The organism is Pseudomonas sp. m6p, assembly GCF_055760375.1.
In genome coordinates this window covers 1952550-1976582 of the sequence record NZ_CM147084.1, presented here as the reverse complement: position 1 = coordinate 1976582, position 24033 = coordinate 1952550, and the positions used below count along the sequence as shown (strand labels likewise).

General features: G+C 57.8%; 24 protein-coding genes, 1 tRNA gene and 1 pseudogene. 12 read left to right on the top strand and 14 right to left on the bottom strand.

What is annotated here, in order from left to right:
* The first annotated feature begins 15 nt into the window (after positions 1-15).
* Both ACYZUM_RS08990 and ACYZUM_RS08985 read left to right on the top strand, forming a co-directional pair.
* Positions 16-453: an Lrp/AsnC family transcriptional regulator gene (locus ACYZUM_RS08990; protein WP_007915449.1), complete on the top strand. Its 438-nt coding sequence runs from the start codon at positions 16-18 to the stop codon at positions 451-453.
* Positions 454-511: 58 nt separating this feature from the next.
* Positions 512-838 (top strand): YceK/YidQ family lipoprotein, encoded by a 327-nt coding sequence (locus ACYZUM_RS08985; RefSeq protein WP_108182565.1) that lies wholly within the window; start codon positions 512-514, stop codon positions 836-838.
* A 63-nt stretch (positions 839-901) separates the two neighbouring features.
* On the opposite strand, the gene ACYZUM_RS08980 is transcribed toward ACYZUM_RS08985, so the two are convergent.
* Positions 902-1573 (bottom strand): Bax inhibitor-1/YccA family protein, encoded by a 672-nt coding sequence (locus ACYZUM_RS08980; protein ID WP_027613775.1) that lies wholly within the window; start codon positions 1571-1573, stop codon positions 902-904.
* A gap of 123 nt (positions 1574-1696) precedes the next feature.
* Here ACYZUM_RS08980 and ACYZUM_RS08975 point away from each other — a divergent pair.
* The 4 genes and pseudogenes from ACYZUM_RS08975 (at position 1697) to ACYZUM_RS08960 (ending at position 4220) form a co-directional block, all read left to right on the top strand.
* A tRNA-Ser gene (locus ACYZUM_RS08975) sits at positions 1697-1784 on the top strand.
* A gap of 261 nt (positions 1785-2045) precedes the next feature.
* Positions 2046-2207: pseudogene (locus tag ACYZUM_RS08970) on the top strand (DUF159 family protein); the annotation flags it as partial.
* Positions 2208-2634: 427 nt separating this feature from the next.
* A complete protein-coding gene (locus tag ACYZUM_RS08965; protein WP_041072612.1) occupies positions 2635-3084 on the top strand; it encodes a hypothetical protein in 450 nt (149 codons plus the stop codon).
* A gap of 950 nt (positions 3085-4034) precedes the next feature.
* Positions 4035-4220, top strand: a complete 186-nt coding sequence (locus tag ACYZUM_RS08960) for a hypothetical protein (RefSeq protein ID WP_108182564.1) — start codon at positions 4035-4037, stop codon at positions 4218-4220.
* Between the two features lie 102 nt (positions 4221-4322).
* Here the strand turns inward: ACYZUM_RS08960 and ACYZUM_RS08955 are convergent, their stop codons facing one another.
* The 4 genes from ACYZUM_RS08955 to ACYZUM_RS08940 form a co-directional block, all read right to left on the bottom strand.
* On the bottom strand, positions 4323-5699 hold the full coding sequence (locus ACYZUM_RS08955; RefSeq protein ID WP_108182563.1) for a GntP family permease: 1377 nt from the start codon (positions 5697-5699) through the stop codon (positions 4323-4325).
* A gap of 92 nt (positions 5700-5791) precedes the next feature.
* Positions 5792-6622, bottom strand: a complete 831-nt coding sequence (locus ACYZUM_RS08950) for an amidohydrolase family protein (protein WP_108182562.1) — start codon at positions 6620-6622, stop codon at positions 5792-5794.
* A 28-nt stretch (positions 6623-6650) separates the two neighbouring features.
* Entirely contained in the window at positions 6651-7940 is a 1290-nt protein-coding gene (locus ACYZUM_RS08945; protein WP_108182561.1) for an MFS transporter, read from the bottom strand.
* Between the two features lie 133 nt (positions 7941-8073).
* Positions 8074-8805 (bottom strand): GntR family transcriptional regulator, encoded by a 732-nt coding sequence (locus tag ACYZUM_RS08940; RefSeq protein WP_047294081.1) that lies wholly within the window; start codon positions 8803-8805, stop codon positions 8074-8076.
* Positions 8806-9309: 504 nt separating this feature from the next.
* On the opposite strand from ACYZUM_RS08940, the gene ACYZUM_RS08935 reads away from it, so the two are divergent.
* Positions 9310-9738 (top strand): hypothetical protein, encoded by a 429-nt coding sequence (locus tag ACYZUM_RS08935; RefSeq protein WP_232966822.1) that lies wholly within the window; start codon positions 9310-9312, stop codon positions 9736-9738.
* A gap of 213 nt (positions 9739-9951) precedes the next feature.
* On the opposite strand, the gene ACYZUM_RS08930 is transcribed toward ACYZUM_RS08935, so the two are convergent.
* A complete protein-coding gene (locus ACYZUM_RS08930) occupies positions 9952-12342 on the bottom strand; it encodes a membrane-bound PQQ-dependent dehydrogenase, glucose/quinate/shikimate family (RefSeq protein WP_108182559.1) in 2391 nt (796 codons plus the stop codon).
* A gap of 93 nt (positions 12343-12435) precedes the next feature.
* Positions 12436-13200 carry a glucose 1-dehydrogenase gene (locus ACYZUM_RS08925; RefSeq protein WP_086791013.1) on the bottom strand — a complete coding sequence of 255 codons (765 nt, stop codon included), beginning with the start codon at positions 13198-13200 and terminating at the stop codon, positions 12436-12438.
* A 358-nt stretch (positions 13201-13558) separates the two neighbouring features.
* On the opposite strand from ACYZUM_RS08925, the gene ACYZUM_RS08920 reads away from it, so the two are divergent.
* Positions 13559-14020 (top strand): (R)-mandelonitrile lyase, encoded by a 462-nt coding sequence (locus ACYZUM_RS08920; RefSeq protein WP_373557820.1) that lies wholly within the window; start codon positions 13559-13561, stop codon positions 14018-14020.
* Between the two features lie 90 nt (positions 14021-14110).
* Here ACYZUM_RS08920 and ACYZUM_RS08915 read toward each other — a convergent pair whose 3' ends face one another.
* Together ACYZUM_RS08915 and ACYZUM_RS08910 are read right to left on the bottom strand one after the other, a co-directional pair.
* Positions 14111-15028, bottom strand: coding sequence for a LysR family transcriptional regulator (locus tag ACYZUM_RS08915; protein WP_086791012.1), 918 nt, complete (start codon positions 15026-15028; stop codon positions 14111-14113).
* A 171-nt stretch (positions 15029-15199) separates the two neighbouring features.
* On the bottom strand, positions 15200-15430 hold the full coding sequence (locus tag ACYZUM_RS08910) for a hypothetical protein (protein WP_108182558.1): 231 nt from the start codon (positions 15428-15430) through the stop codon (positions 15200-15202).
* Positions 15431-15644: 214 nt separating this feature from the next.
* Between ACYZUM_RS08910 and ACYZUM_RS08905 the strand changes: the two genes are divergently transcribed.
* Both ACYZUM_RS08905 and ACYZUM_RS08900 read left to right on the top strand, forming a co-directional pair.
* A complete protein-coding gene (locus ACYZUM_RS08905; protein ID WP_047294079.1) occupies positions 15645-16169 on the top strand; it encodes a GAF domain-containing protein in 525 nt (174 codons plus the stop codon).
* Positions 16170-16540: 371 nt separating this feature from the next.
* The gene (locus tag ACYZUM_RS08900) at positions 16541-17089 is read left to right on the top strand and encodes an Hsp20/alpha crystallin family protein (protein ID WP_095666713.1); all 549 of its coding nucleotides are present in this window, start codon (positions 16541-16543) and stop codon (positions 17087-17089) included.
* 95 nt (positions 17090-17184) lie between these two features.
* On the opposite strand, the gene ACYZUM_RS08895 is transcribed toward ACYZUM_RS08900, so the two are convergent.
* From ACYZUM_RS08895 to ACYZUM_RS08880, 4 genes are all read right to left on the bottom strand, one after another.
* A complete protein-coding gene (locus tag ACYZUM_RS08895) occupies positions 17185-17439 on the bottom strand; it encodes an Lpp/OprI family alanine-zipper lipoprotein (RefSeq protein WP_047294075.1) in 255 nt (84 codons plus the stop codon).
* 190 nt (positions 17440-17629) lie between these two features.
* On the bottom strand, positions 17630-18517 hold the full coding sequence (locus ACYZUM_RS08890) for a universal stress protein (protein ID WP_086791010.1): 888 nt from the start codon (positions 18515-18517) through the stop codon (positions 17630-17632).
* Positions 18518-18582: 65 nt separating this feature from the next.
* Positions 18583-19971 (bottom strand): MBL fold metallo-hydrolase RNA specificity domain-containing protein, encoded by a 1389-nt coding sequence (locus ACYZUM_RS08885; protein WP_108182557.1) that lies wholly within the window; start codon positions 19969-19971, stop codon positions 18583-18585.
* Positions 19972-20053: 82 nt separating this feature from the next.
* Entirely contained in the window at positions 20054-20287 is a 234-nt protein-coding gene (locus tag ACYZUM_RS08880) for an Lpp/OprI family alanine-zipper lipoprotein (RefSeq protein WP_047294072.1), read from the bottom strand.
* Between the two features lie 233 nt (positions 20288-20520).
* Between ACYZUM_RS08880 and ACYZUM_RS08875 the strand changes: the two genes are divergently transcribed.
* Complete coding sequence (locus tag ACYZUM_RS08875) at positions 20521-21168, top strand: BON domain-containing protein (RefSeq protein WP_108182556.1); 648 nt, start codon at positions 20521-20523, stop codon at positions 21166-21168.
* Between the two features lie 27 nt (positions 21169-21195).
* A complete protein-coding gene (locus ACYZUM_RS08870; RefSeq protein WP_108182555.1) occupies positions 21196-21621 on the top strand; it encodes a potassium channel family protein in 426 nt (141 codons plus the stop codon).
* A gap of 4 nt (positions 21622-21625) precedes the next feature.
* On the opposite strand, the gene ACYZUM_RS08865 is transcribed toward ACYZUM_RS08870, so the two are convergent.
* Entirely contained in the window at positions 21626-24001 is a 2376-nt protein-coding gene (locus ACYZUM_RS08865) for a phosphoketolase family protein (RefSeq protein WP_108182554.1), read from the bottom strand.
* Positions 24002-24033: the final 32 nt, after the last annotated feature.

Sequence of the window (24033 nt, the reverse complement as noted above, 5' to 3'; positions counted from 1 at the left end):
TGCCGGAGTTGCGCCATGACCGACGATATCGACCAGATCCTCATCAGCGCCTTGATGGAAGACTCACGCCGCTCGCTCAAGGCACTGGCGCAGATCAGCGGCCTGTCGTCGCCCAGCGTGGCCGAGCGCCTGCGTCGCCTGGAGGAGCGCGGCGTGCTCAAGGGCTATACGGTTGAGATCGACCCGAAATGCTTCGGCTATCAACTGCAGGCCATCGTTCGGGTGCGACCGTTACCGGGGCAATTGCAGGAAGTGGAACGACAGATCCTGTCGATTCCGGAATTCACCGAGTGCGACAAAGTCACCGGGGAGGACTGCTTCATCGCCCGCCTGCACGTGCGCTCGATGGAACAGCTCGACACCCTGCTCGACCGCCTCAACACACTGGCCGAAACCAACACTGCGATCGTCAAGAAGACGCCAGTCAAGCGCCGGTTACCGCCGATGGCGTGAGTGCTTTTTGCGCGTGTTCGGCGTAGATTGGGATTTTTCCGGCGAAGGATTGGCGGTAATGAAATTTCAGGCATTGATGCTGTCGGCAGTATTGCTCACCGGGTGCGGGACGGTGCAAACGGTTGCGTTCAACGACAAGTTTTCCGTGGACCAGCTGAAAACCAAGAAAACCTATTGCGGCGCCGTTCCGCGCGTTTACAGCGGTGCAACCTACGACTTTTGCATGCTGCACGCCGAAAAACCGGATGATGTCGACGCGTTCAATTACAACAATGCTTCTTTTGGCCTGGTGGTAGATGCCGCGGTTTCGGGTGTGCTGGATACATTTCTGCTGCCCTACACCATTTACAAGCAACAGGCTGATGGCAGCATCGTGATCAACTGATCTGCTTTTCGCAGACAACAAAAAACCCGCCGATGCGGGTTTTTTGTTGTTTCAGGCCAGCGATCAGTCGTCGCGGCTCATGATGCCGAAGATCTGCAACAAGCTGATGAACAGGTTGTAGATCGATACATACAGGCTGATGGTCGCCATGATGTAGTTACGCTCGCCACCGTGGATGATCGCGCTGGTCTGGAACAGAATGCAGACCGACGAGAACAGCACGAAACCGGCGCTGATCGCCAGTTGCAGGCCGCTGATCTGGAAGAACATGCTTGCCAGAGTGGCACCCAGCAACACGAAGAAACCGGCGGTGATGAAACCACCGAGGAAGCTCATGTCCTTGCGGGTGATCAGCACATAGGCCGACAGACCACCGAACACCAGTGCGGTCATCGCGAATGCCGAACTGACCACTTCAGCGCCGCCCTGCATGCCCAGGTAACGGTTGAGGATCGGGCCGAGCAGGAAGCCCATGAAACCGGTCAGCGCAAAGGCGGACACCAGGCCCCATGCCGAATCACGGAGTTTGTTGGTGAGGAAGAACAGCCCGTAGAAGCCGATCAGCACCACGAAAATGTTCGGGTAGCCGACACGCATCTGCTGCGCCACAAACGCCATCACACCGCTGAATGCGAGGGTGAGCGCCAGCAAGCCGTATGTGTTGCGCAGGACGCGGCTAACCTCTAGCTGCTCAGCCTGCACGCTGTTGTGAACTGCGTAATCCTGTTCGCGCATGGCGACACTCCTGTTGGTTTGAAACGTTCAGTGGCAAAGATCATAACAGACGCTCTGTAACAAGCCATGCACAGAGTTTGACAGTGTGTTTCATTCAGGTATTATGGCGCCCGCAACGCAAACGGAGGTGTGGCCGAGTGGTTTAAGGCAACGGTCTTGAAAACCGTCGACTGTAACAGGTCCATGAGTTCGAATCCCATCGCCTCCGCCATCTTATGTACGACAAAGCCCTGATTATTCAGGGCTTTGTCGTTTCTGGCGTTTACGAAAAATTCTGCCTTTCGATATGTGTTCCATAACTTTTGTGGGCGGGTTCCATAACTCCGACCGATTTCTCCCCTCTCCGGCGTCCTGCCAATCGTTAAAACACTCTTCATGTAACACGGTGCTACGCTGATGCCTTGGCTGCCAAGGAAACCAAAATGCCCAACTCCGACCTGCTCCCTTCCCTGCTCTTCAAGATCAACGAAAACTCGCCCGGGAATGGTTGGACCCGGCCACGCCGAAAGAACGCGCCGAACAGATGGCGCTGCACCAAGGTGAACCGACAGAGGCGTTCGAGTGGTTCAAGGTTGACCGGGCCGTGGGGAACGTCCGGAATCAAGGCCCCGACCTGATTGAGCCTATCGGATGATGGTTAGAACAGCCGGTGACCAACAACGCCAGAACGCATGCCCACAGGATTTTCATGGTAGCCCCTATAAAAAATAGGAGCGTGCCGCCGCGAATGCAAAAATGAGCAGCGTTACTGAGAAATTTCACGCACATAGGCTAGCTCGGAAAAATGGGTGTGGGGAGCCGGAAACGAAAAAGCCCCGGCAAATGCCGAGGCTCGTTGACTTCCTTAACACGAAAAACTCGTCTTCGCGACAGTCTTTGCACGAAAAAAATCGAAAATCAACTGAAATCTATAGCAGTCTTTGGCCTGCCTACACTCGGACGACTTAACTTATGACCAATCTGTAGAGCACGTGTAATATTACGTCGCCATCAGCCCACTGCTGATCGAGCGCTTTGGAAAGCGCCGGAAACAACCAATGCTTTCAAGAATGGAGTTATAAATGCGCAAGCTCTTCGCCTTTGCACTTGCATCTGCCCTGTCTTTTACCGCCCAAGCAAACGAGTGGCGGCAGTTCACCTCAACGATGTACGTTCTCGACCCGGCCGGAGAGCAACCGTTGCTTGCGATGGCAAGCTTGTTTGAAGGCGAACACGTGGTCATGAATTTGGTGGACTTGTCGGGGGCATTTTGTGAAAAAGGGGAAAACTCTAATCCTAGACCCGCAGGCCCTTTTCAAATAAACGGAACCAATGTGAAGTTCGTTCAAGCCTGCCTCGGTGGGAAAAGAGTTCTGTCTCCGGAGACTGAAAAAGGAAAAGCCTTCTTGGCTAATGCAATCCTCGGCGGCCCAGCAACCGTAGTGATTGAGGGCGGCGACGTCGTCAAGTTCTCTTCAGAAAACTTCGAGGCTGCGAAAAAGGCAATGCTCGATACCAATTCGGCACTCTGATCCAAAAATGATCTAGGAGGCGCCGAGCAGGATTCATGCTCAGCGTCTCCAGCTTTAAATCTCGCCCCACCCCGAAAGCAAGTTTGAGGAGGGTACGCGGGCTGCCGGTGTTGATTCCGTACGTCGCACTATTCGGCTATCGACGTCCAGCCATTCCCGAGTGCTGCCCTGGCTACAAAAAAACCGCACTGGGCGGGCTTTCTGTTACCTGACACTACTTATTTTCCTGGCGGCTACTCGCGAAACCTTGAGTACTACCAGCGCTATTAGCGCACCGACAACCCCGCCAAATAGTCCCATCTGAAATGCTGCTGATGGCTCCATCCAACAAGGGCTCAATGGCTTAAAAGGATAGTAGAGGCATGGCTCAGGAAAGAGTGCCCGCCATACTGGTAACGCACCGCCGATCATCAGCAACCCTATCGTAAAAAGCGCAAAAGCTTTCCATTGCGGTATGACGAGAAACTGCCTCCGAAGCACTGCTAAGGCGATGACTAATACAAACGAAAAGAAACCGGGAAGGTAAAGTGTCACGAAGTAGATTTGGTCGAGCTCGTGGCCGGCAGTATCCATATCACCTCAGCAAAAAACCGGCGATTGGCCGGGCTTGAATGTCTATGTGCGTTTCGCGTTACTTGTGCACTATGGGAAAACTACCTTACAAATCCCAACATAGAAATACCTTTATGCCGCATCTTCAGAATTTTCATCAAAGATGACCTGCCACACAGACTGCAACGCCTGAACATCCACTTCTGAAATAGCTTCACGCAGGAAATTCCACACCTCCTTCCAGTCGCGATCCCAAACTTTCGGCTCGCCATGTATGCCTATGAGTCCCTACACAGAAAGCTCACCCAGGCGCGCAAGGAGTACTGCTCGGCAGTCAGGTCTGGAGTTCGCCGCAGTGACCAGGCGCTGCGCCAAGAACAGCCGACGCAGGTGGCGGCATGAAGCGCTTCATCCGCCGCAAGATTGAGGCCTGGTTGATATTGGTGGCCGCGAAGATCCTCGAAGGCCGGACCGTCCACCGCTCGCCCGTCGTCTTCCGACATCACTTGTTCGACCTTGAAATGATGGGAGATGTGGCTGTCTTCGACAGGCAACTTTCGACTGTGGATTCAACCGGTCGGTGAGGCACTGGGCGAGTCCAATCCGCTGCAACTGCCGCGCCTGATCGACGGCCAATAAGGGGTTTCACAGATGGCGGCGTCCTGATTGGACGCCGCCTCAGGTCATTACACGACCACGTTCAACAGCAACACCACAATCAAACCAACCACGGCGACGATCGATTGCACCACCGAAATAGTCTTGGTGGCTTCGCCCATCGTCATGCCAAAGGATTCCTTCACCATCCAGAAACCTGCATGGTTGGCGTAGTTGAAGAACAACGAGCCGCAGCCAATGGACAAGGCCAGCAGCGGCAGGTTGAGGCTGGGATCAGCACCGGCCAGCGGCGCGAGCAAACCGGCAGCCCCCACGATACCTACCGTGGCGGAACCGGTAGACACCGAAAGCAACATGGCGATCAACCAACCGAGGATCAGCGGAGGGAACGCCGACTGCTGAGTCAGGTGCACAATCGCATCGCCCACCTTGGCGCTGGTCAGCAGTTCCTGAAAGGCACCGCCGCCGGCGATGATCATGATGATCGAGGCGATTGGCTTGAGGCTCTTGCCCAGCGACTCTCGCAATTGCCCCGCATCGCCGCCGCGCGCGAGTACCAGACTGGCCCCGGCGAACAGCACGCCCAGCAGCATCGCTATCAGCGGATTGCCGAGGAAACCGGCCATTTTCAGCAGCGCATTGTCCTTGGCCAATACCATCTCGGCGACGGCATGGATCAGCATCAGGATCGCCGGCAGCAAGGCTGCCAGCACGCCAAGGTATACGCTGGGGCTTGGTTTATCGTCGGTTTTTTCAGCCAGGGTGAACTGATCCAGCAACACCTGATCGGGCCGAGTGCTCATGCGCGGGGAAATGAATGCGCCATACAGTGGGCCGCCTAAAATCATGGCCGGGATAGCCGCCAGGAAACCATAGAGCATGGTCGGCCCGACCGAGGTTTTCAGCGCGGCGATGGCCGTCAACGGGCCAGGGTGCGGCGGAACCATGCCGTGCATGGCGGCCAGTGCGGCAATCACCGGAACGCCCACATAGACATACGCTGAACCCTTGAAGCGCGCCTGACCTTCCAGCTTGCGCGCGACGCTGAAGATCAGCGGCAGCATGATCACCAGGCCGACCTCGAAAAACATCGGAATGCCAATCACAAACGCGACCATCATCATCGCCCACGGAATCATCCGATCCGTTGTGCGCTTGAGGATGACCGCAGCAATCTGCTCGGTGACGCCGGCGTCAGCAAGAATTTTGCCGAGCATCGCCCCCAGCGCGATGACCACCCCCACTGCCCCCAGTGTCTTGCCGGCGCCGGTGACCAAGTGGGAGACGATGCCATCTGGCTCCATTCCGGTTGCAAAGCCTACGCCGACGGAAACTACCAGCAAAGCCAGCAGCGGGTGCATTTTGAGGCGCGAGACGATCAGCGCTACCAGCACCAGGACGCTGATCAATGCGGTCAGTAACAGATCTATATCTAAGGGAGTCATGAAAGGTTCTCGGTTGGGCTGGTGCCCAAATTCTTGTGTGTGTGGGTGAAATGAATGGCATCTGCAACGGCTGAGTTTCAGCGTTCGACTTTCTAAAAACCGAATAACCTTCGAGGCGCTTGCACCAGCAGCGAGTCGCTGGCTTGCGCCGAAAGTTCCAAGGCTTGCAACTGGTCGACGACGGTGGCGAAACCGATGCTTTGCTCATGCTGCGTATGCGGCCAGTCACTGCCCCATACCAAGTGATGCAGGCCGAAGCTTTGTTCCAGCAACGGTAATGCCCTTCGAGCGAAATCAATGTTCTGTTGTGGCGTACCTCCCAAACGATAGATTCCCGATACCTTGATCCAGATCGGACTTTTAGATCCGGCCTCAAGCAACTCGCCAAACCCGGGCTGATCGAGACCCGCATTCGCGTCCGGCCGCCCAAAGTGATCGATCACCAACTTCACGCCGAACGGCGTCAATTGCTGGATCAGGCCCGGCAGATCCCTGACTTCCCGGTGCAACTCGACATGCCAGTCGAGATCAGCGATATCGCTGAAAAACCCTTGCCAGGCACTGTCACGAAAATCCGGTAACGCCTTGCCGATCAGGTTCAAGCGCACGCCGACCACGCCCAGTCGAGCCATGTCATTCAAGGTGGAACGACTGACGCTTGGCTCCAGCACCACCACACCGCGCAACTGCTGCGGCGCTCGCTTCAACGCTGCCAACAGGTAGCTATTGTCGGTGCCAAGGAAACTGGGTTGCACCAATACACCGTGACTCAGACCATGCGTTTGCAAATGCTCAAGGTACTGGCCAAGCGTGGCGTCGTACTCAGGGGTGTAGCGCCGTGCACCGATCAGATGCAGATCACGGCTGAACACATGGGCATGGGAGTCGATGCCGGTGATCGACTTGGAGCGGGTATCTGACATGGGTTTTATCTACTGAAGGTTAGGATCATCACGCCCGAGCGCGTTGATTGCCGTTGATACCGGCCGAAACGGAGGTGGCATTGGCTTCGAGGTCCCTGCCCCGGGTTTCAGGCAGGCACAGTGCGGCAAACACCGCCACGCCGTAGGCGATCCCGGCATCGATACCAATCGCCGAACCCAGCGACATGGAGTCACTCATGTGCCCGACCAGGAATGGAAATACAGCGGACAGCACCCGGCCAAAGTTGTAGCAAAAGCCAACGCCGGCGCCACGTACATCGGCAGGGTAAAGTTCGTTGAAGAGCGCTCCCAGACTGGCCGGAATACCGGCGGCAAAGAACCCCAACGGGAACCCCAGGAACAGCATCTGCGTATTGGTCAGCGGCAAAAATACGTAGCACTGCACCGTGACCACGCAGCACAAGGCAAACAGCACAATGTTTTTACGACGGCCAATGCGATCGATCAAATAGCCGCTGGCCACACAACCACACCAGAAGGCGAAGATGATCACCGCCAGATACGCGCCCGAGTTCAGCACAGAGAGATTGCGCTCGGTCTTGAGGAAGGTCGGCAACCAGGTCATTACCGCGTGATAGCCACCGTGCGCGCCCAGTCCCAGCAGCCCGCCAAACAGGGTCACGCGAATCAGTTCCGGGCGAAAAATGCCGGCGAGCGACTTGAAGAAACTCTGTGGGATGGCGTTGTCTTTTTGCAGACGCTGGAAGCTGTCCGGCTCCTCAACGTTACGACGTACCCAGATGATCAGGAACGACGGCAGCAACCCGACAAGGAACATCACACGCCAGGCCATGTCCTGTGGCACCCAGGTATAGATCAGCGTGAACACCCCGACCGCCAGGCCCCAACCCACCGCCCAGGCACTTTGCACAGTGCCCATGACCTTGCCGCGATAGTGCGGATTGATCGTCTCGGCCATCAGCACCGCACCGGCCGCCCACTCCCCGCCAATCCCGAAACCCTGCAGCGCCTTGACCACCAACAGCTGATTGAAGCCCGTGACGAAGGCCGAGAGAAAGGTGAAGAACGAGAACCACACAATCATCAACTGCAACGTGCGCACACGGCCATAGCGGTCAGACAACGTCCCACCCACCCAGCCACCGAGTGCCGAGGTGACGAGGGTAACGCCGCTGATCAATCCTGCATCGCCCTTTGTCAGCGAGAAAGCGGCGATCAGCGCCGGAATCGCCAGACCGAACATTTGTACTTCCAACGCGTCGAGCGACCATCCGCCGAAGCAGGCCCAAAACGTTTTGCGCTCCCGAGGAGTGACTTGGCGATACCAGCTGAACATGATTCTTATCCTTATAGGTGTTACGCAAGGCAGCCGACAGCCAACCGCACCGCGACAGGGTCAGCTTTGGCAAACAAACAGAAATCGGGCGGCGATCTAGCCGCCGCAGAACGCTCCGCTACACAGGCAAGCGTCAGCGAATATCCACGCTGTAGCGGAAGTGCTCCGCGTGGCCGCGCGAGCGACGCCACTCCAGCGGGCTACCCGCGTAGTCGCGGGCCAGACGCTCGATCACGATCACCGGACTGTTGACCGCTACCTGGAGCAATCGGGCATGCACGTCATTCACCGATTCAGCGGTCAGCGTTTCTTCGGCCGATGCAACAACCTGTCCGCACACTTCTTCGTAGATCGGATACAGCAGCGGCCCTTCGCGACTGAGGTCGATCTCCAGCAGCGCCTGAAACCGCTGGCGGGGCAACCAGATTTCTTCGGCGAGCACCGGCTTAACATCGAGCAGACGCACACGGACAATACGAATGACCGGCGCATCGGCGGGCAACCCCAGTGCTTGCGCTACGGCCGAAGGTGCGGCAACGGGCTCGATCGAGAGGATGCGACTCTCCGGGACCTGGCGCTCACCGGAAACAGTTTGGAATCGGAAGAAACGGAACAATGAGGATTGAAACTGCGCCCGGCGAATGAACGTCCCTCGCCCTTGCTGACGCTCCAGAATGCCCTCACTGACCAACGCATCAATCGCCTTGCGCACCGTGCCGGTGGACAGTTGGTATTCAGCAGACAGCGCCGCTTCAGTAGGGATCGCCTCCCCCGGACGCCAGCGATTATTGGCGATCTGCTCAGCCAATTGGTCACGCAGGCGTTGGTACAGCGGGAGTCGGGCATCACTGGATAAAGAATTCATCGACTTTATTCACCTTGTTATCTAGTCATCTATATGAATCTTGCCGCGAGTATTTGCCCAGATAACTTGCCTGTCAAGAAGCGGCTGTTCGTCCTGCTGACGAATGGCTGCCCCACTGCCCTTTTCATAGACATGTAGGGTTGCGCCGGCGATGTCAGATTCTGGCCGAATGTGGAGGGTCAGGAGTGACAGCCGAAAGCTGACGGCCGAGGATGACCGCTCCTGGCCGAAACCCGCCTGTCACGAAGGGCAACCTGATCATTAACCTGGTGCGATTTCAACATGTTAAAGCGTCGTTCCCAAAGACCGCTTCTGGCCGGTAGCGGTCGGTTTCCCGATGTCCGCTTCTGACTGTTTCCTGCCTGTCATGACTGACTAGCGCAATCTCTCAGCGGATCGATGCCGTCGAGATTTCTGGTTCATCAATGATGAAACTTCTCCAACTTGAGATGGTGCGATCAACATGCTCAAATAAGTAATGGCCTTTTGCTACGGTACTCTCAATTGAAACAGAATCGCGGAATCATCCTATTTTTTTCGGCAATGACTTTGCTCTTTATCCTGGTACAGGTGTGGCACGCAAAATCTGGCCAGGAAGAGAAAAAGCAGGAGCGGGAGCGCCAACTCAAAGGGCTCGCGCTCATCATGAGTGTGCAGTCCGGAAAAGTATCTGATGACTCAACTCGCGTCGATTCTGTGACCTACAGCGATGAGGTCATGCGTATCTCTTACACACTCACAAAAGTTACCAAAGACGAAATCGATTCTGATGAGTTCACCAAGGATGCAAGAGCGATTGCAGCTTCTGCATTCTGTAATGAAAAAGGTTTGGGACAGTTCGTGAAATCGGGTCTTTCCATTGACCTCCTCTACAAAGATTCAACCCGTTCACCGATCGTCAATTTTCAGATAGGCAAGTCCGACTGCCTCTGAAGCCCGCCCCTTGAAGCCCGCCTCTCTCGCGGGCTTTTTTCTGCGTGTCGTACCACAGTGAGTCCGCGCAGCAGACACAACTTCCGGTGGCTGCATCAATCATTTCTGTTCGGAAGATCTGTCAATCCCCTCACGCGCAGGCGTTGTCCAGTCAGTGGCGCGCCTTTCATCAATTGAGTCGTGCTTGTGCTTTCCGTAAGCAGGCATGCGGAGTTACTGCACGCCGTGCTCAGGTAACGCAAAGGCCATCACATAGTCCCCCTTTTGCGTCGTCGCCGAGTTACCGCCGGCACTGATGACCAAAAATTGTCTGCCGGTGTATGGGGAAACATAAGTCATTGGAGTCGCTTCGGCTCCGACAGGCAGACGGCCCTTCCACAGTTCTTTGCCGGTGCGAACATCAAGGGCACGGAGGTAAAAGTCCTGAGTGCCGGCCATGAACACCAGGCCGCTTGATGTAGTCACCGGACCGCCCCGAGTGGGCATGCCAATCGGCATCGGCAAGTGCGTGGCAATGCCCAGCGGACCCGTTTGCTCGGTGGTCCCCAAGGGCATCGACCAAGCCACCTTTCGAGTCGCCAGGTCGATTGCACTGATGGTGCCGAAAGGCGGCTCCTGGCACGGAATACCCAACGGCGACAGGAAGCGGCCTTGCTCGATACCCCACGGTGTCCCCGCCTGCGGAGCGTTCCCTTCATGGCCGCCGCCACTAAGGATTTTCGCGTCATAAGCGGCACGGGGGATCATTCGGTTCCAGATGGCTACCCGGGTGTCATTGACGATCATGTAGCCGAGGTTTTCCGCAATGGACACCGATCCCCAGTTCATGCCGCCCAACCAGCTTGGGTACTGGAGCGTCAGGTGCTCGCTCGGCGGCGTGAACTCACCTTCATATCTAGCCTTGCGAAAGTCGATCCGGCATATCAATTGGTCCAGCGGCGTAAGCCCCCACATGCGCTTTTCGCTGAGCGGCTCAGTGCCGATGGCGGGCATTCCGGTCGAATAGGGTTGAGTCGCAGAAATTCGCTCATCCGCCACACCACCTTGAGGAACAGGGTGTTCTTCGACTGTCGCAATTGGCTTTCCGTTACGCCGGTCAAGCATGAAGATCTGGCCACGCTTGGTGGTCTGAATCAGTGCCGGGAGCATTCCTCCATGGCCATCAGGAACATCGTAAAGCGCTGGTTGCGAAGGTACATCGTAATCCCAGAGATCGTGGTGAACCGTCTGGAAGCGCCAGCGCTCGAGGCCAGTCGCGATGTCGAGTGCGACGACGGAAGACGAGTAGCGATCATCGGCCTCGGAGCGATGACCGCCCCAAAAATCCGGAGTGGCATTGCCGGTGGGCAAGTAGATGAGTCCAAGCGCATCGTCAAAGGCCGGTGTCGACCAGACATTCGGCGTACCTGCGGTGTAAGTCTGCCCCTCGGGAGGCTCGCGGGTAATCGCCGGATTGCCCAGATCCCAGGCCCACACCAATGCCCCCGAGCGCACATTGAAGGCGCGGACCACGCCAGACGGTTCACCTGTTTTCTGGTTGTCCCACACCAGCCCACCGACCACTACCAGATCACGCACAACCGTCGGTGCGGCCGTCGGAAAGTACAAATCCTGATCTGTATCGCCCACGCCGATACGCAGGCTTACGCTGCCATGCTGACCAAAATCGCTGCACGCCTGGCCAGTCTGCGCGTCTACTGCAATCAACCGTGCGTCAACCGTGGTCGCGATGATTCGCCGCAAACAGGGCTGCGCTGCAACAGCGTTGTTTGAGGCGGCCAGCTCGTGGGCTTCTTCGTAATAGCCCACGCCTCGGCAACGCGGGTAAACATTGTTTGCCTGGGTTTTGGGGTCGTGATGCCAAATCTCTTTGCCGGTATCCGCGTCCAGGGCGAACAACTGGCTCGACTGCGTACAACCGTAGAGCACGCCATTGACGTGAAGGGGGGTCACCACATGCCCTTGCGCACCTTTGGGTATTTCACCTGTGCGATATGTCCAGGCAAGCGTCAGATTCGACACGTTCTGCGGCGTTATCTGATCGCTCACGGCATGTCGTGTTCCTGAAGGTGTATGACCGAAATAACGCCAGTCGGTCGTGGGTTCGACTGTGCCGACCGCTTTCCCCGGTACAGGCGCCGGCATCCTCTCGGCGGTCAGAATGGGTTGCGGTTGCAAGGCTGCGTAGAGCGTTGCGCACAGCCCCACGACCATGCCCGCAGCCGCCACGCAAGCCAGCCGCGCCAGTGTGCCACGCTGGCGACTGCGCAAATACGGGATCGCCACCAGCACCGGTACGCTGATGACAGCCAGCGCGAAGAGGCGCGAAAACAGCGGCCAGAACGTCAACCCCACATCCAGAACCGACCAGCAGACAGAGCCGGCGAACACCAGCAGGTACGCCAGTGCTCCGGATCGACGTCGACGCAACATCAACACACCACTGATGGCCAATCCTGCACCTGCCAGGGCGAAGTACCACGAGCCGCCCAGCGCAACGAGATAAAAACCACCCGCTAGCAGCGAAAGTCCGATGAGCAAGATAAAGGAGCCAAGGACAATCAGCAGCGTGGCGGTTAACCGGGAAGTGTTCGATGGCGGCATGGCTTACTCCTTTAAGTGATTACCGACAGAGCCTGCGGTTGGCCGATCGTCAGGCCGTATGTTTCGACCTACCGATACTTCGGTGGACGCGCCTCAGCGCATGACAAAACCACCATCCACCGAGATGGACTGCCCCGTGACGTAGCTTGAGGTCGAGCTGCTCAGCCAAAGCACAGCGTCAGCGATTTCTTCCGGCTTGCCGTGACGTCCCATGGGGATAGCCTTGGTCATGCCTGCCAGCGCTTCACCCTGCCCCGCTTCGACCATCCGCTCGGCCATCGGCGTCCAGATCAAGCCAGGGCACACCGCATTGACGCGGATGTTGCGTGCGGCATACTCCAGCGCTGCGCTTTTGGTCAGGCCGAGGACACCGTGCTTGGCCGCGTGATAGTTGCCCCGCTCGGCACCTCCGATCAGACCGCCCAAAGACGAGCAGTTGACGATCGTTCCGCCGCCCTGGCGGCGCATATGTTCGAGTTCGAATTTCATACACGCCCAGACGCCGCGCAAATTGACCGACATGACCCGATCGTAATCCTCGACCGTGGCGTCGGCTGTCTCAGCTAACAGGTTCTGAATACCGGCGTTGTTGAACGCAGCGTCCAGACGACCGAATGTCGCGACCGTTTCCTTGACCATGGCTTGAACCTGACCGACGTCCGCCACGTCGCAGCGAATGCCGATAGCGCGATGTCCTGCAGCTATCAAGGCCTGCGCCGCTGCCTGTGCAGCGCCGCCATCGATATCCGCCAACGCTACGGCAGCGCCGGCCCGTGCGAACGCCTGCGCGGTGGCCAGACCGATACCGGAAGCCGCGCCGGTCACCAGGGCGACCTTGTTCTCGAACGAAAAACTCATCGAATGTTCCTCACTTTGCAGCTGCGCAGAATGTTTATGAGCAATAGCCTCATAACGCACTGAGCAGACATTGTTTGATGTAACCAAGGTAATCGACGCTCGGAGAGCTGAATACCGGCCCTGAGTGGGATGTTCCGATGAGCAATACTCATCAATCGTGAAGAAAGGCGAGATCGCCGTGACAAAACACCGAGTGCGATGAAACAGACGATTAGTGAGCGCTGCTCATCGTTTCATGCAGGTTTTTCCCGGTAGTCGCGCGGAAGTTGGTGCACTAGCGTGGAGGCGCATTTCTTCAATCAACAGGAATCTGCCGATGAAAACACGTGTCGCCTTACCCATGCTGGCAATGACCTTGATGCCTGCGTTCGCAAGCCATGCTGCCGAACTGCCTGCCGACGAGACTATGAGCGTGGTCAGAAATGGCGAACAAGCATCCATCACCGGGGCGCCCGGCAACTTCGTTGGCAACGCGCGCATCGATCCACTGTTTGCAGCGCGGGCACCCTCGACTGTTTCGGCAGGCGCAGTGACGTTTCAGCCCGGCGCACGCTCGGTCTGGCATACCCATCCTCTGGGCCAGACGCTGGTGGTCACCTCAGGCACAGGCTGGATACAACAAGCCGGGGGCGAGAAGATCGTCATCAAACCGGGTGATGTGGTCTGGACACCACCGGGCGTGAAGCACTGGCACGGCGCCACATCCACGAACGGCATGACCCACATTGCCATTCAGGAAGCTCGGGACGGCAAGAACGTCGAGTGGCTGGAACCGGTGACCGACGCGCAGTACCAGGCATTGCTTGGCACACAACACTGAAACGATGCGCCGAGCTCAGGCGTGGGCGCATCGATGCCCGCCGCGACACCTCGCGGGTATCAGGCCGGAAGCAGGCAACGCGTCACGGGCTTACGCCTGGTAATCGCCGATGGGCTGAAGTTCACGGATCAAGTCAATCAACAGACGCAGCCCTACCGGCAATTGACGGTGACTGGGATAGTACATGTGAAACCCGGAACCTGTGCTGGACCAGTCGTCGAGCACCCTGATCACCTCACCACTTTCGAGCAGCGGCATCATCGCCGGCTCAGGGGCGTACATGAGGCCCGCGCCTTGACGAGCCAGTGAAAGTCCGACGCGAGTTTCATCGATGGTGATGCACCCCGGGACAGCAATGGAGAGCTGCTGTCCTTCTTTCTCGAACTCCCAATCGTACATGGCGCCATTGCCCAGCCGAATCCGCAGGCAACGGTGGTGCATCAAGTCGTTCGGATGTTGGGGAACGCCGAAGCGTTCAAGATAGTCCGCGCTACCCGCGACCACCCAGCGGATATCCGGTGACAAGCGCTGAGCGATCATGTCTTCCGGTACCGTTCCGCCATAGCGGATCCCGGCATCATGGCCGCCGCCGATCACATCGACGATGAGATTGGTGACCGTCAGATCGACCTGGATTTCCGGATACCGATCATTGAGCACCGGCAATACGGGCCCCAGTAACAAGTCGGCAGCATCGCTTAAGGTATTCAGACGAATACGTCCGATCGGTTCATCGCGAAAGCGATTAAGCGCTTCCGTCGCCAAACCGATTTCATCCATGGGTTTGCTGATGACGCTGTGCAGCTCCTCGCCCGCAGCGGTCAAGGTGACACTGCGCGTCGTTCGGTTCAGCAGACGGACCCCCAACCGCGACTCAAGCCCCTTGATCGCATGGCTCAACGCCGAAGCACTGATACCGACTTCCTTCCCGGCGCGACTGAAACTCTGGTGGCGAGCAATGGCCAGGAAATAAACGAAATCGGCAAGATTGGCACGACTGGCCTGCATTGGATGCCTCAATGGGGTGACGGGAGAGAATCATTCGCGGTGCGGCGGCTTCGTGCTTGATACTAACCAAGACAAACCGCAAACACTAATCAACTGGATTCGACAGACAGCGGTGCTTGGCTCACCGGTCTTGACCTGCCTGCAAAATACAGTTGAAGCCTGACAAGCCGCTCAAGACCGTGAAAGCGTTTTCAGACGCTCCACCAAAGCCGCTTCAAAAATGACGTACAGCTTTTCAGCATCGCAGGCACGCAAAACCTCACTGGTTTCCAGCCCAAGCACGAAGCCATCCGCACGCGCCCCCGCCTTCACCGCAATGATCATCGAATCTGCCCGGACAATCTGCGCCAGCAGCCGATCAGCTTCACGCTGCATCTTCTCGCTCAACACTACGCCTTCCACTTTCTCACCTTGCCTTCAATGCGACATAGAACAAATGTGTGTTCAAGGCTACGCCGCCGATAACGGTGCCTCAAGCCACACGCAAACGATCCTTAATTATGGTAGCCATCAGACCCCTTCAAGTGAACGAATCCGTTTTGCCGGCAATCAAACGCGAAGTTTCAAACGCGTTTAGCCGTTGCCAGCTCGAACAATCATGACCGGAGAACACTGCATGCCTCTCAGTGACACCATTCACAGAGCGTTGCTAAGCGCAGAGGAACGTTCCTCTATCGCTGAAATTGAAGCCACTACCAATATTCTGCAACTGGTCACACGCATGACCGGGACGCGCTTTGCGGCGATCGCCAAATTCACCGACACGGAATGGATTGTCTGTTCCGCCTACGATCCGATCGAGCTTGGAATCCACACCGGTGACACGCTGGAACTGGAAACCACGCTGTGCAGTGAGTTTCGCAGAGACCCCCAAGTGCTGTTCGTGCCACAAATCAGTCGCGACGGCAGGTTTTCCACGCGTCCCGTAGTGAAGCAATATTTGATTGAAAGCTACGCCGGCGCGCCCATTTTTCTTCCCGACGGTCAACTGTGGGGCGCACTGTGTGCCTTGGACTCCAGGGCGGTCATATTCGACGACCCGGATCTGGCGGACACGTTAGGCCTGTTCGCGAGGCTGATCGGCTGTATCTTTTATTCGAATCTGACAGACGTCGGCAGCGGCTACAGCAAGAACGGATGAAGTATTTTCGAATAACTAAAAAACAGCCCTGAATATTCAGGGCTGTTTCATTTCTGGCGTGTGAGATTGGCGCTCCCTCCTTCAACACCGCGCAGGAAACATCGACGTGGTGCGCAAAACCTGGTTCCAGGACAGGAGCTACCAGTCCGTCGCCCAAGAGCGGGCCGACGTTTGCATAGGGCTGGGCCGCACGCTGCCATTTGGCTTCTGAGCGAAACGCCGTTCCCCCCGTAATTGACTTTTATCAACCACTGACACGCTGTTCTCGCCGACATTGAAGCTGACGTGGCAGGGCGAAATCTATGCCGACCAGTGAGCGCTCCGGTTCGGATGTCCGTAAGCCGCCGTCCATTCGCAAAGGAGAATTCAAAATGAGCAACTCCGTGAAGAAAATGCCGGTCACTACCGATACCAAAGACAAATCCCTTCAGCATCCGCTGAATGCAGACTTGTGGCGCCCTCTGGAAAAACTGCGCCAGCAGGTAGATCACCTGTTCGAAGACTTCAACCGCGGTTCGGGGCTTTCACCCTTTGGTCGTGGGCTGTTCGACGTCGAACCGCTCTGGCGGCGCGAACTGATCGGTCACGGCATGCCGGCCGTGGATATCAGTGAAAAGGACAAAAGCTACGAGATCACCGCCGAATTACCCGGCATGGATCACAAGAACATCGAGATCAAATTGTCGAACGGCAGCCTGATCATCAAGGGCGAAAAGAAAGAGGACAAGGAAGAAAAAAGGAAGGGCTACCACCTGAGCGAGCGTCACTATGGTTCCTTCGAGCGGGTCTTCAACCTGCCCAAAGGCGTCGACGCCGAGAAGATCGACGCGAGTTTCAGCAAAGGTGTGCTGAGTATCTCGTTGCCGAAAAAGCCTGAAGCCATTAAAGCGGACAAAGTCGTACCGATCAAGGGCGAGTAAGTTTCGCGCTGTCGTACCCCTTGCCGGGAAACCGGCAAGGTTTTTTTTACGCCACCCTTTGCACAACTGCTGCAAACGCTGGCCGCACGGACTCACTATTTGCGGCTGGCCTTTTCCAGCATCCGGCTGGCGCGTTCATTGGCCTCATCGGCCGTACGTTGTGCCTGACTGGCTGCAGCGGCTGCCTGATCCGCCCTGGAGTAAGCCGCGTCGGCACGGGATTGTGCCGCGTTTGCAGTGCTCTGGGCGGCGTCGATTCGCGTGTCCATTTCCTGCGCCTTTTTATTGCTGCACCCCGCGCTCATCGCCAAAAGGACGCTGAGCAGAACCACAGATAAACGCTTGTTCATGATGACTCTCCTTGGGTGATTGCGCCGGGAAAAGTCCGGCGCCCCCTGAAGTATCTGGCGTCAGCACGGCCGGCCTCTGATTTTTGTCAATGAACGGCCAACCGGCAGGCAACTGGATGTTGGCAGTGTTAATCACCGGTCGACACTGCAATAAACCCATCACGGCATTTGTCGCAGGCAGACGTCGCTGTCAGACCGCCAACAGATTGCACGGCACCTGATAAAGAATATGTTCGGTGGTGCTGCCCAGCAGCTTGTCCAGCCCGTGGTATTGCACCCGGCCCATGACGATCACATCCACATGCTGTGCATCGGCGAACTCACTGAGTGCGGCAACCGGGTGGCCGACCACGAAATGCCGGCGCTCGGCGGGTACTCCATAGCGCTTGGCCAGGTCGATATACGCGCTCTCGAACTCTCTGCGCAGTTCCTTGGTCAGCTCTGAAACCGTCAAGCCTTCGCCCAGTTCCTCCAGGTACTCCTGCGAAATGTCGTAGGCGTACAACAGATGCAACTCGGCGTCACACTGGATCGCCATGGCCGTGGCCTGATCGATGATGCGCTTGTTCAATTGGTCGTTCACCGGGTCGCTTGCGGAGGCGTCGACCGCTGCCACGATCTTGCGTGGCAATGCCTGTCCTGCCCCGCCCAGCAGATAGACCGGGACCGGGCAATGACGCAACAGGTGCCAGTCCAGCGGGGTGAAGAAGGCGCGTTTGAGCAACGACTCATGCTGCACTTGCTTGATCAGCAGGTCGGGCATCATCTCGGTGACGAGGTCGAGGATCTCTTGCTTCATGTCATCCGACCAGGCGACTTCGACTGTCACGTCAATGCCTCTGTCGCGCAGGTTGCCGGCCTGATATTTGAGCCAGTCGCGGTGATCCTGCAAATAGTTCGCCCGGGCTGTTTCCCGGTCGCCTTCTTCAAGCAACCAGAGAATGTCCAATGACTTGACCAGCGCCACGATATGCAAGGTCGCCCCGCTGGCCTTGGCCAGAGCAGCCGCATGGCTGATCGCCGGAGAGCGGCGCAGAGCCGGATTGATTACCAGCAACAGACTTTGATATTGGCTCATGAATGTTCTCCAGTCGGATGAACCGTGCGGAACGGTCAAGATCGTCACCAGCGGATTTGACGCTGTCACTCCTGCCGTTCGGCTGAAGGCGCATCGGCACCCAGTTCGGCGCTGTCTCGGTACTCCGGCACTGACACCGACCAGCCCAGTTCCAGGCTGATACGCCGCCGCAGAACGTCCGAGGCGTTGGGTTCGCCATGCACCACGTACGTGTGTTTCGGTGCACGTTTGAAACCGCGCAGCCACTGGATGATTTCATCGGCATCGGCATGCGCGGACAGAGTCTGCATCGGTACCACTTCAGCGCGGATCGGCACCTCCTGACCGTGGATACGCACTGACGGCGCACCGGCAACGATCTGTGCGCCCCGCGTGCCGCCGGCCTGGAAACCGGGCATCAGCAGCGAGTTGGCCGGGCTCGGCGCCAATGCCTTGAGGTGGTGCAGCACCCGTCCGCCGGTGGCCATGCCGCTGGCGGCAATGATCACGGCCGGAATGCGCTGATGATCGAGATCGATCGACTCCTGAGTCGAACGTATGAAACGCGTGCCTTGGCACATGCCCTCGCATTCTTGCAGCGACAACCGGTGCTCACTGCGAAAACGCTGATACAGACGCGTGACATCCGTCGCCATCGGGCTGTTGAGGTAGATCGGCAGATCCGGAATCGCGTGTTTCTGCTTCAAGCGATACAAGTGATACATCAGCAGTTGCGCCCGACCGACCGCAAATGACGGTACCAGGGTAATGCCGTGGCGCAACGCCGTGCGGTTGATCACGTCGGTCAGTTGTTGCTCGGGGTCGTCGTCAGGGTGCTGGCGGTCACCATAGGTCGACTCGATCAACAGGTAATCCGTGTGTTCGATGGTTTCGGGGGCAAGCATCAACGGGTCGTTGGGCCGCCCCAGATCGCCGGAACAGACCAGCGTGACACCGTCGGCAACCACCTCGACCGTGGCCGCGCCCAGAATGTGTCCGGCACCGCGCAGCAAGATGCTCAGGCCGGGAACAATCTCGACCCGATGATGCAACTCCACCGGCTGCAAGAGTTTCAATGCCTGCTCGGCGTCCTGTTCGGTGTACAGCGGCAACGCCGGCGCATGCCTGGAAAAACCATGGCGGTTGGCGAATCCGGCCTCTTCTTCCTGCAGGCGCCCACTGTCGAGCAACAGGATTTTCACCAGTTCACAGGTTGCTGCGGTGGCATAGATCGGGCCACGGTAGCCGTTGCGCACCAGCACCGGCAGGTAGCCACTGTGATCCAGATGAGCGTGAGTCAGCACGATCGCGTCGAGATCCCGCACGGGCAGCTGGAAAGGATCCCAGTTGTGCAGGCGCAATTGCTTGTAACCCTGAAACAGCCCGCAGTCGATCAGCACATGCCGGTCGCGGTGATCCAACAGGTATTTGCTGCCGGTGACGGTGCCAGCCGCCCCCAGAAAAGTGATTCGCATGGCCGTCTCCTGAATGTGGATGAGAACGCCGGCACTTTCAGCCCAAAACACCGATTCATGGCTGTTTCGAGATGGTTGCCGGCTACTTGCGATTGGCCTTCTCAGCCAGCCGTTTGGCGCGCTCATTCGCTTCATCGGCAGCACGTTGCGCCTGTTCCGCTTTGAGCACCGCCTCATCAGCCCTCAGCCTGGCAGTCGCCGCGTTGTCTTCAGCGGACTCCAGCCGCGCGTTGAGTTCATCGGCCTGCCGATGACTGCAACCGGTGGTCGCTGCCAGCAGCACACTCAGCACCACAATCGGCAAGCGCTTGTTCATGTTTGTTCCCTCGATTGCTCTCGACGGCAAAGGTAATGATTCGAGTATCTGGCGTTATCCGGTCACCACTCTGATCTTTGTCAAACAATCACCGACTTGCAGACGCCATCAGCCAATGCGAGGGCGAGGCCGGCATTGTTGATATACCTCAATGCGCGCGCGTCACCGCGGTGTAGAAAAACAACAACAGGCACGTTTGACCCATCGACACCTACCCGAAAGAGGACACCGTCATGAGCGACTTGAACCTGCGCAAAAATATTCTCGAAGAACTCGAATTCCAGCCGGAAATCGATGCCGCCAACATCGGCGTCACGGTGGAGGACGGTGTGGTCACCCTCAGCGGGCATGTCAAAAGCTATGCTCAGAAGGTCAGTGCCGAGCGCGCGGTGAAACGCATGAAAGGCGTGCGCGCAGTGGCTGAAGAGCTCCAGGTACGACTGGACAGGAATGCCGGCACCGCAGATGACACCATCGCTGCCCGGGCGCTGAAGATAATCCACTGGAGCTGCGACATTCCCGAAGGTGACGTCAAGGTCATCGTGCAGAGCGGACGCATCACCCTGGAAGGTGAAGTCGACTGGCAGTATCAGAAGGAAACCGTCGAGCGTTCGGTACGCAAGCTGTCCGGTGTGACCGGCGTGAGCAATTGCATCACCCTGCGTCCACGGCTGGATGTCTTCGATATTCAGCAACGCATCGAGGCCGCGCTCAAACGTAACGCCGAAGTCGATGCCCAGGACATTCACGTCAAAGTCGAAGGCGATGTGGTGCGGCTCGAAGGCCGGGTTCACCTGTGGCGCGAACGCCAGATTGCCGAGCGCGCGGCCTGGTCAGTGCCCGGCGTCGGCCGGGTCGAAGACCATCTGCTGCTGGCGTGACACGCTCGTCTTCCTGGAGCCAGGCCAATGCTTGCCGTCACCCTGATCAACAGCCTGGTCGTGATCATCGCGGTAGTGATCCACTATGAGTGTCTGCTGCGCCTGAATGACTGGATGCCGCGCCTGAAAATCTGGAGCCGGTTCAGAATCGTTGTCGGGGTGTTGGGCAGCCTGCTGGCCCATGCCATCGAGGTCTGGGCATTCGCCGTGGTTTATTTCCTGATGTCCCGCGCGGGCGAATGGGGACAGCTGACCGGCAACTTCGACGGTTCTTTGATGGATTGCGTGTACTTCTCCTTCACGACGTACACGACCATCGGTTTCGGCGATATTTCGCCGGTTGGCCACCTCAAGTACCTGACCGGGCTTGAGGCCTTGACCGGCCTTGTCCTCATAACCTGGACCGCGTCGTTTCTGTTTCTGGAAATGCAGAAATACTGGAAGAACAAATAACCGCTCATGGCGTCTGGCGAGGTGTCCATTGCCAGTTGCGCACTTCGGGAAGGTCTTCGCCGTGCTCGATGAGGTACAGCTTGTGTTGCTCCATGACGGACCAGTAACGCTCCCGCGCAACGTTTACGAGATCCTGCAGGCGTGGCACCCGCTCGATCACGTCCAGCGCCAGTCGGTAGCGATCAAGATCGTTGATCACGGCCATGTCGAATGGCGTAGTGGTCGCGCCCTCCTCTTTGAAACCTCGTACGTGAAAGTTGGCATGATTGGCGCGTTTGTAGACCAGCCGATGGATCAGCGCCGGATACCCGTGAAAGGCAAAAATCACCGGTCTGTCGACAGTGAACAGCGCATTGAACGCGCTATCCGACCAGCCATGAGGGTGCTGACTGGACGGCTGCAGCAGCATCAGGTCGACGATATTGACCACCCTGACGCGCAAGTCCGGCACGTAGTCGCGCAACAGGGTCAAGGCGGCCAAGGTTTCCAGCGTCGGCACATCGCCGGCGCAGGCCATGACGACGTCCGGATCCTGATCATCGTGACTGGCCCACGCCCATCGGCCGCCACCTGCCTGGCAGTGTTGCTGTGCCGCGTCAATGCTCAGCCACTGCCATTCCGGTTGCTTGCCGGCGACGATGACGTTGATGTAATTACGGCTGCGCAGGCAGTGGTCGGCGACCGATAACAGGCAGTTGGCATCGGGCGGCAAGTAGATGCGCGCCACGTCCGGCTTCTTGTTCGCCAGCATGTCGATGAATCCCGGATCCTGGTGTGAGAACCCATTGTGGTCCTGACGCCAGACGTGGGAGGTCAACAGCAGGTTCAGCGATGCCACAGGTTCGCGCCACGGCACCTCGGCGGCTGTCTTCAGCCATTTGGCATGCTGATTGACCATCGAATCGACGATATGGATAAACGCCTCATAGCACGACAGCCATCCATGTCGACCCGTCAGCAAATAGCCTTCCAGCCACCCCTCGCACACCTGTTCGCTGAGAATTTCCATTACCCGGCCGTCCGCCGACAAGTTCAGGTCGTCAGGTTCCAGCGGATCGATCCAGGTCTTGGCGCTGACCTCATACACCGCATCAAGGCGATTGGAGGCGGTTTCGTCAGGGCCAAACAGCCGAAAGTTGCGGCTGGCCAGGCTGTTTTTCATCACATCACGCAGGAATTCTCCCAGCACTCGGGTGGCTTCGGCGCGCAAAGTCCCCGGCCCAGCCACGCTCACGGCGTAATCGGCAAAACCCGGCAGGTCCAGCGCACGCAACATCACACCGCCATTGGCGTGGGGATTGGCACTCATGCGCCGGTGTCCGGTGGGCGCCAGCGCGGCGATTTCCGGCATCAAGGCACCTTGGGCATCGAACAATTCCTCGGGACGATAACGGCTCAGCCACTCTTCCAGTTGTTGCAAATGGAGCGGCTGGGTGAAGTCGGCCAGCGGCACCTGATGCGCGCGCCACGTGCCTTCAACCCGATGGCCGTCGACAAATCCGGGGCCGGTCCAACCCTTGGGCGTGCGTAACACCAGCATCGGCCAGAACGGCCGTGACACGGCCCTGGACGGCGGCCGTTGCCGCGCTTCGAGCTGAATCTGGCGAATCTTCAGCACGATGGTGTTGAGTGTCTGCGCCAATGCCTGATGCACTTGCACCGGATCGTCGCCCTCAACGAAAAAGGGATCGTAGCCATAGCCGTACATCAGCGCCGAGAGTTCATCCTCGCTGATTCTGGACAGCAACGTCGGGTTGGCAATTTTGTAGCCATTGAGGTGCAGGATCGGCAGCACCGCCCCGTCACGCACAGGATTGAGGAATTTGTTCGAGTGCCAGCTGGCCGCCAGCGTGCCGGTCTCCGCCTCACCGTCGCCGATCACGCAGGCGACCACCAGGTCAGGATTATCGAACGCGGCCCCATAGGCATGCGCGAGGCTGTACCCCAACTCCCCACCCTCGTGAATCGACCCTGGAATCTGGGCCGACACATGACTTGAAATTCCGTACGGCCAGGAAAACTGCCGAAACAGGCGCAGCAGACCGTTAGCATTGCGCTCCACCGCCGGATAACACTCGGTATAGGTGCCTTCCAGATAGGTCTGCGCCACGATCGCCGGCCCGCCATGACCGGGGCCGGTCACAAAAAGCATGTTGAGGTCGTACTGTTTGATCAACCGGTTGAGGTGGGTGTAGATCAGGTTAAGCCCCGGCGTCGTGCCCCAATGCCCCAGCAAACGCGGTTTGATATGAGCCCGGCGCAAAGGCTCCTTGAGCAGCGGGTTGTCCTTGAGGTAAATCTGCCCGACAGCCAGGTAATTGGCAGCGCGCCAGTAAGCGTCCAGGCCTTCCAGTTGTTGCGCATTGAGGAAATCGCTCATGAGGTTTACCGCCCCGGGTTCACTGAACAGAG

Excerpts from the sequence above, each read along its gene's own strand:
- ACYZUM_RS08930 (WP_108182559.1), bottom strand. The coding sequence starts at position 12,342 with ATGCCGCCATCGAACACTTCCCGGTTAACCGCCACGCTGCTGATTGTC.
- ACYZUM_RS08990 (WP_007915449.1), top strand. The coding sequence starts at position 16 with ATGACCGACGATATCGACCAGATCCTCATCAGCGCCTTGATGGAAGAC.
- ACYZUM_RS08895 (WP_047294075.1), bottom strand. The coding sequence starts at position 17,439 with ATGAACAAGCGTTTATCTGTGGTTCTGCTCAGCGTCCTTTTGGCGATG.
- ACYZUM_RS08960 (WP_108182564.1), top strand. The coding sequence starts at position 4,035 with ATGAAGCGCTTCATCCGCCGCAAGATTGAGGCCTGGTTGATATTGGTG.
- ACYZUM_RS08925 (WP_086791013.1), bottom strand. The coding sequence starts at position 13,200 with ATGAGTTTTTCGTTCGAGAACAAGGTCGCCCTGGTGACCGGCGCGGCT.
- ACYZUM_RS08980 (WP_027613775.1), bottom strand. The coding sequence starts at position 1,573 with ATGCGCGAACAGGATTACGCAGTTCACAACAGCGTGCAGGCTGAGCAG.
- ACYZUM_RS08890 (WP_086791010.1), bottom strand. The coding sequence starts at position 18,517 with ATGAGCCAATATCAAAGTCTGTTGCTGGTAATCAATCCGGCTCTGCGC.
- ACYZUM_RS08900 (WP_095666713.1), top strand. The coding sequence starts at position 16,541 with ATGAGCAACTCCGTGAAGAAAATGCCGGTCACTACCGATACCAAAGAC.
- ACYZUM_RS08920 (WP_373557820.1), top strand. The coding sequence starts at position 13,559 with ATGCCTGCGTTCGCAAGCCATGCTGCCGAACTGCCTGCCGACGAGACT.
- ACYZUM_RS08955 (WP_108182563.1), bottom strand. The coding sequence starts at position 5,699 with ATGACTCCCTTAGATATAGATCTGTTACTGACCGCATTGATCAGCGTC.
- ACYZUM_RS08870 (WP_108182555.1), top strand. The coding sequence starts at position 21,196 with ATGCTTGCCGTCACCCTGATCAACAGCCTGGTCGTGATCATCGCGGTA.
- ACYZUM_RS08885 (WP_108182557.1), bottom strand. The coding sequence starts at position 19,971 with ATGCGAATCACTTTTCTGGGGGCGGCTGGCACCGTCACCGGCAGCAAA.
- ACYZUM_RS08865 (WP_108182554.1), bottom strand. The coding sequence starts at position 24,001 with ATGAGCGATTTCCTCAATGCGCAACAACTGGAAGGCCTGGACGCTTAC.
- ACYZUM_RS08940 (WP_047294081.1), bottom strand. The coding sequence starts at position 8,805 with ATGAATTCTTTATCCAGTGATGCCCGACTCCCGCTGTACCAACGCCTG.
- ACYZUM_RS08985 (WP_108182565.1), top strand. The coding sequence starts at position 512 with ATGAAATTTCAGGCATTGATGCTGTCGGCAGTATTGCTCACCGGGTGC.
- ACYZUM_RS08945 (WP_108182561.1), bottom strand. The coding sequence starts at position 7,940 with ATGTTCAGCTGGTATCGCCAAGTCACTCCTCGGGAGCGCAAAACGTTT.
- ACYZUM_RS08880 (WP_047294072.1), bottom strand. The coding sequence starts at position 20,287 with ATGAACAAGCGCTTGCCGATTGTGGTGCTGAGTGTGCTGCTGGCAGCG.
- ACYZUM_RS08950 (WP_108182562.1), bottom strand. The coding sequence starts at position 6,622 with ATGTCAGATACCCGCTCCAAGTCGATCACCGGCATCGACTCCCATGCC.
- ACYZUM_RS08965 (WP_041072612.1), top strand. The coding sequence starts at position 2,635 with ATGCGCAAGCTCTTCGCCTTTGCACTTGCATCTGCCCTGTCTTTTACC.
- ACYZUM_RS08905 (WP_047294079.1), top strand. The coding sequence starts at position 15,645 with ATGCCTCTCAGTGACACCATTCACAGAGCGTTGCTAAGCGCAGAGGAA.
- ACYZUM_RS08875 (WP_108182556.1), top strand. The coding sequence starts at position 20,521 with ATGAGCGACTTGAACCTGCGCAAAAATATTCTCGAAGAACTCGAATTC.
- ACYZUM_RS08915 (WP_086791012.1), bottom strand. The coding sequence starts at position 15,028 with ATGCAGGCCAGTCGTGCCAATCTTGCCGATTTCGTTTATTTCCTGGCC.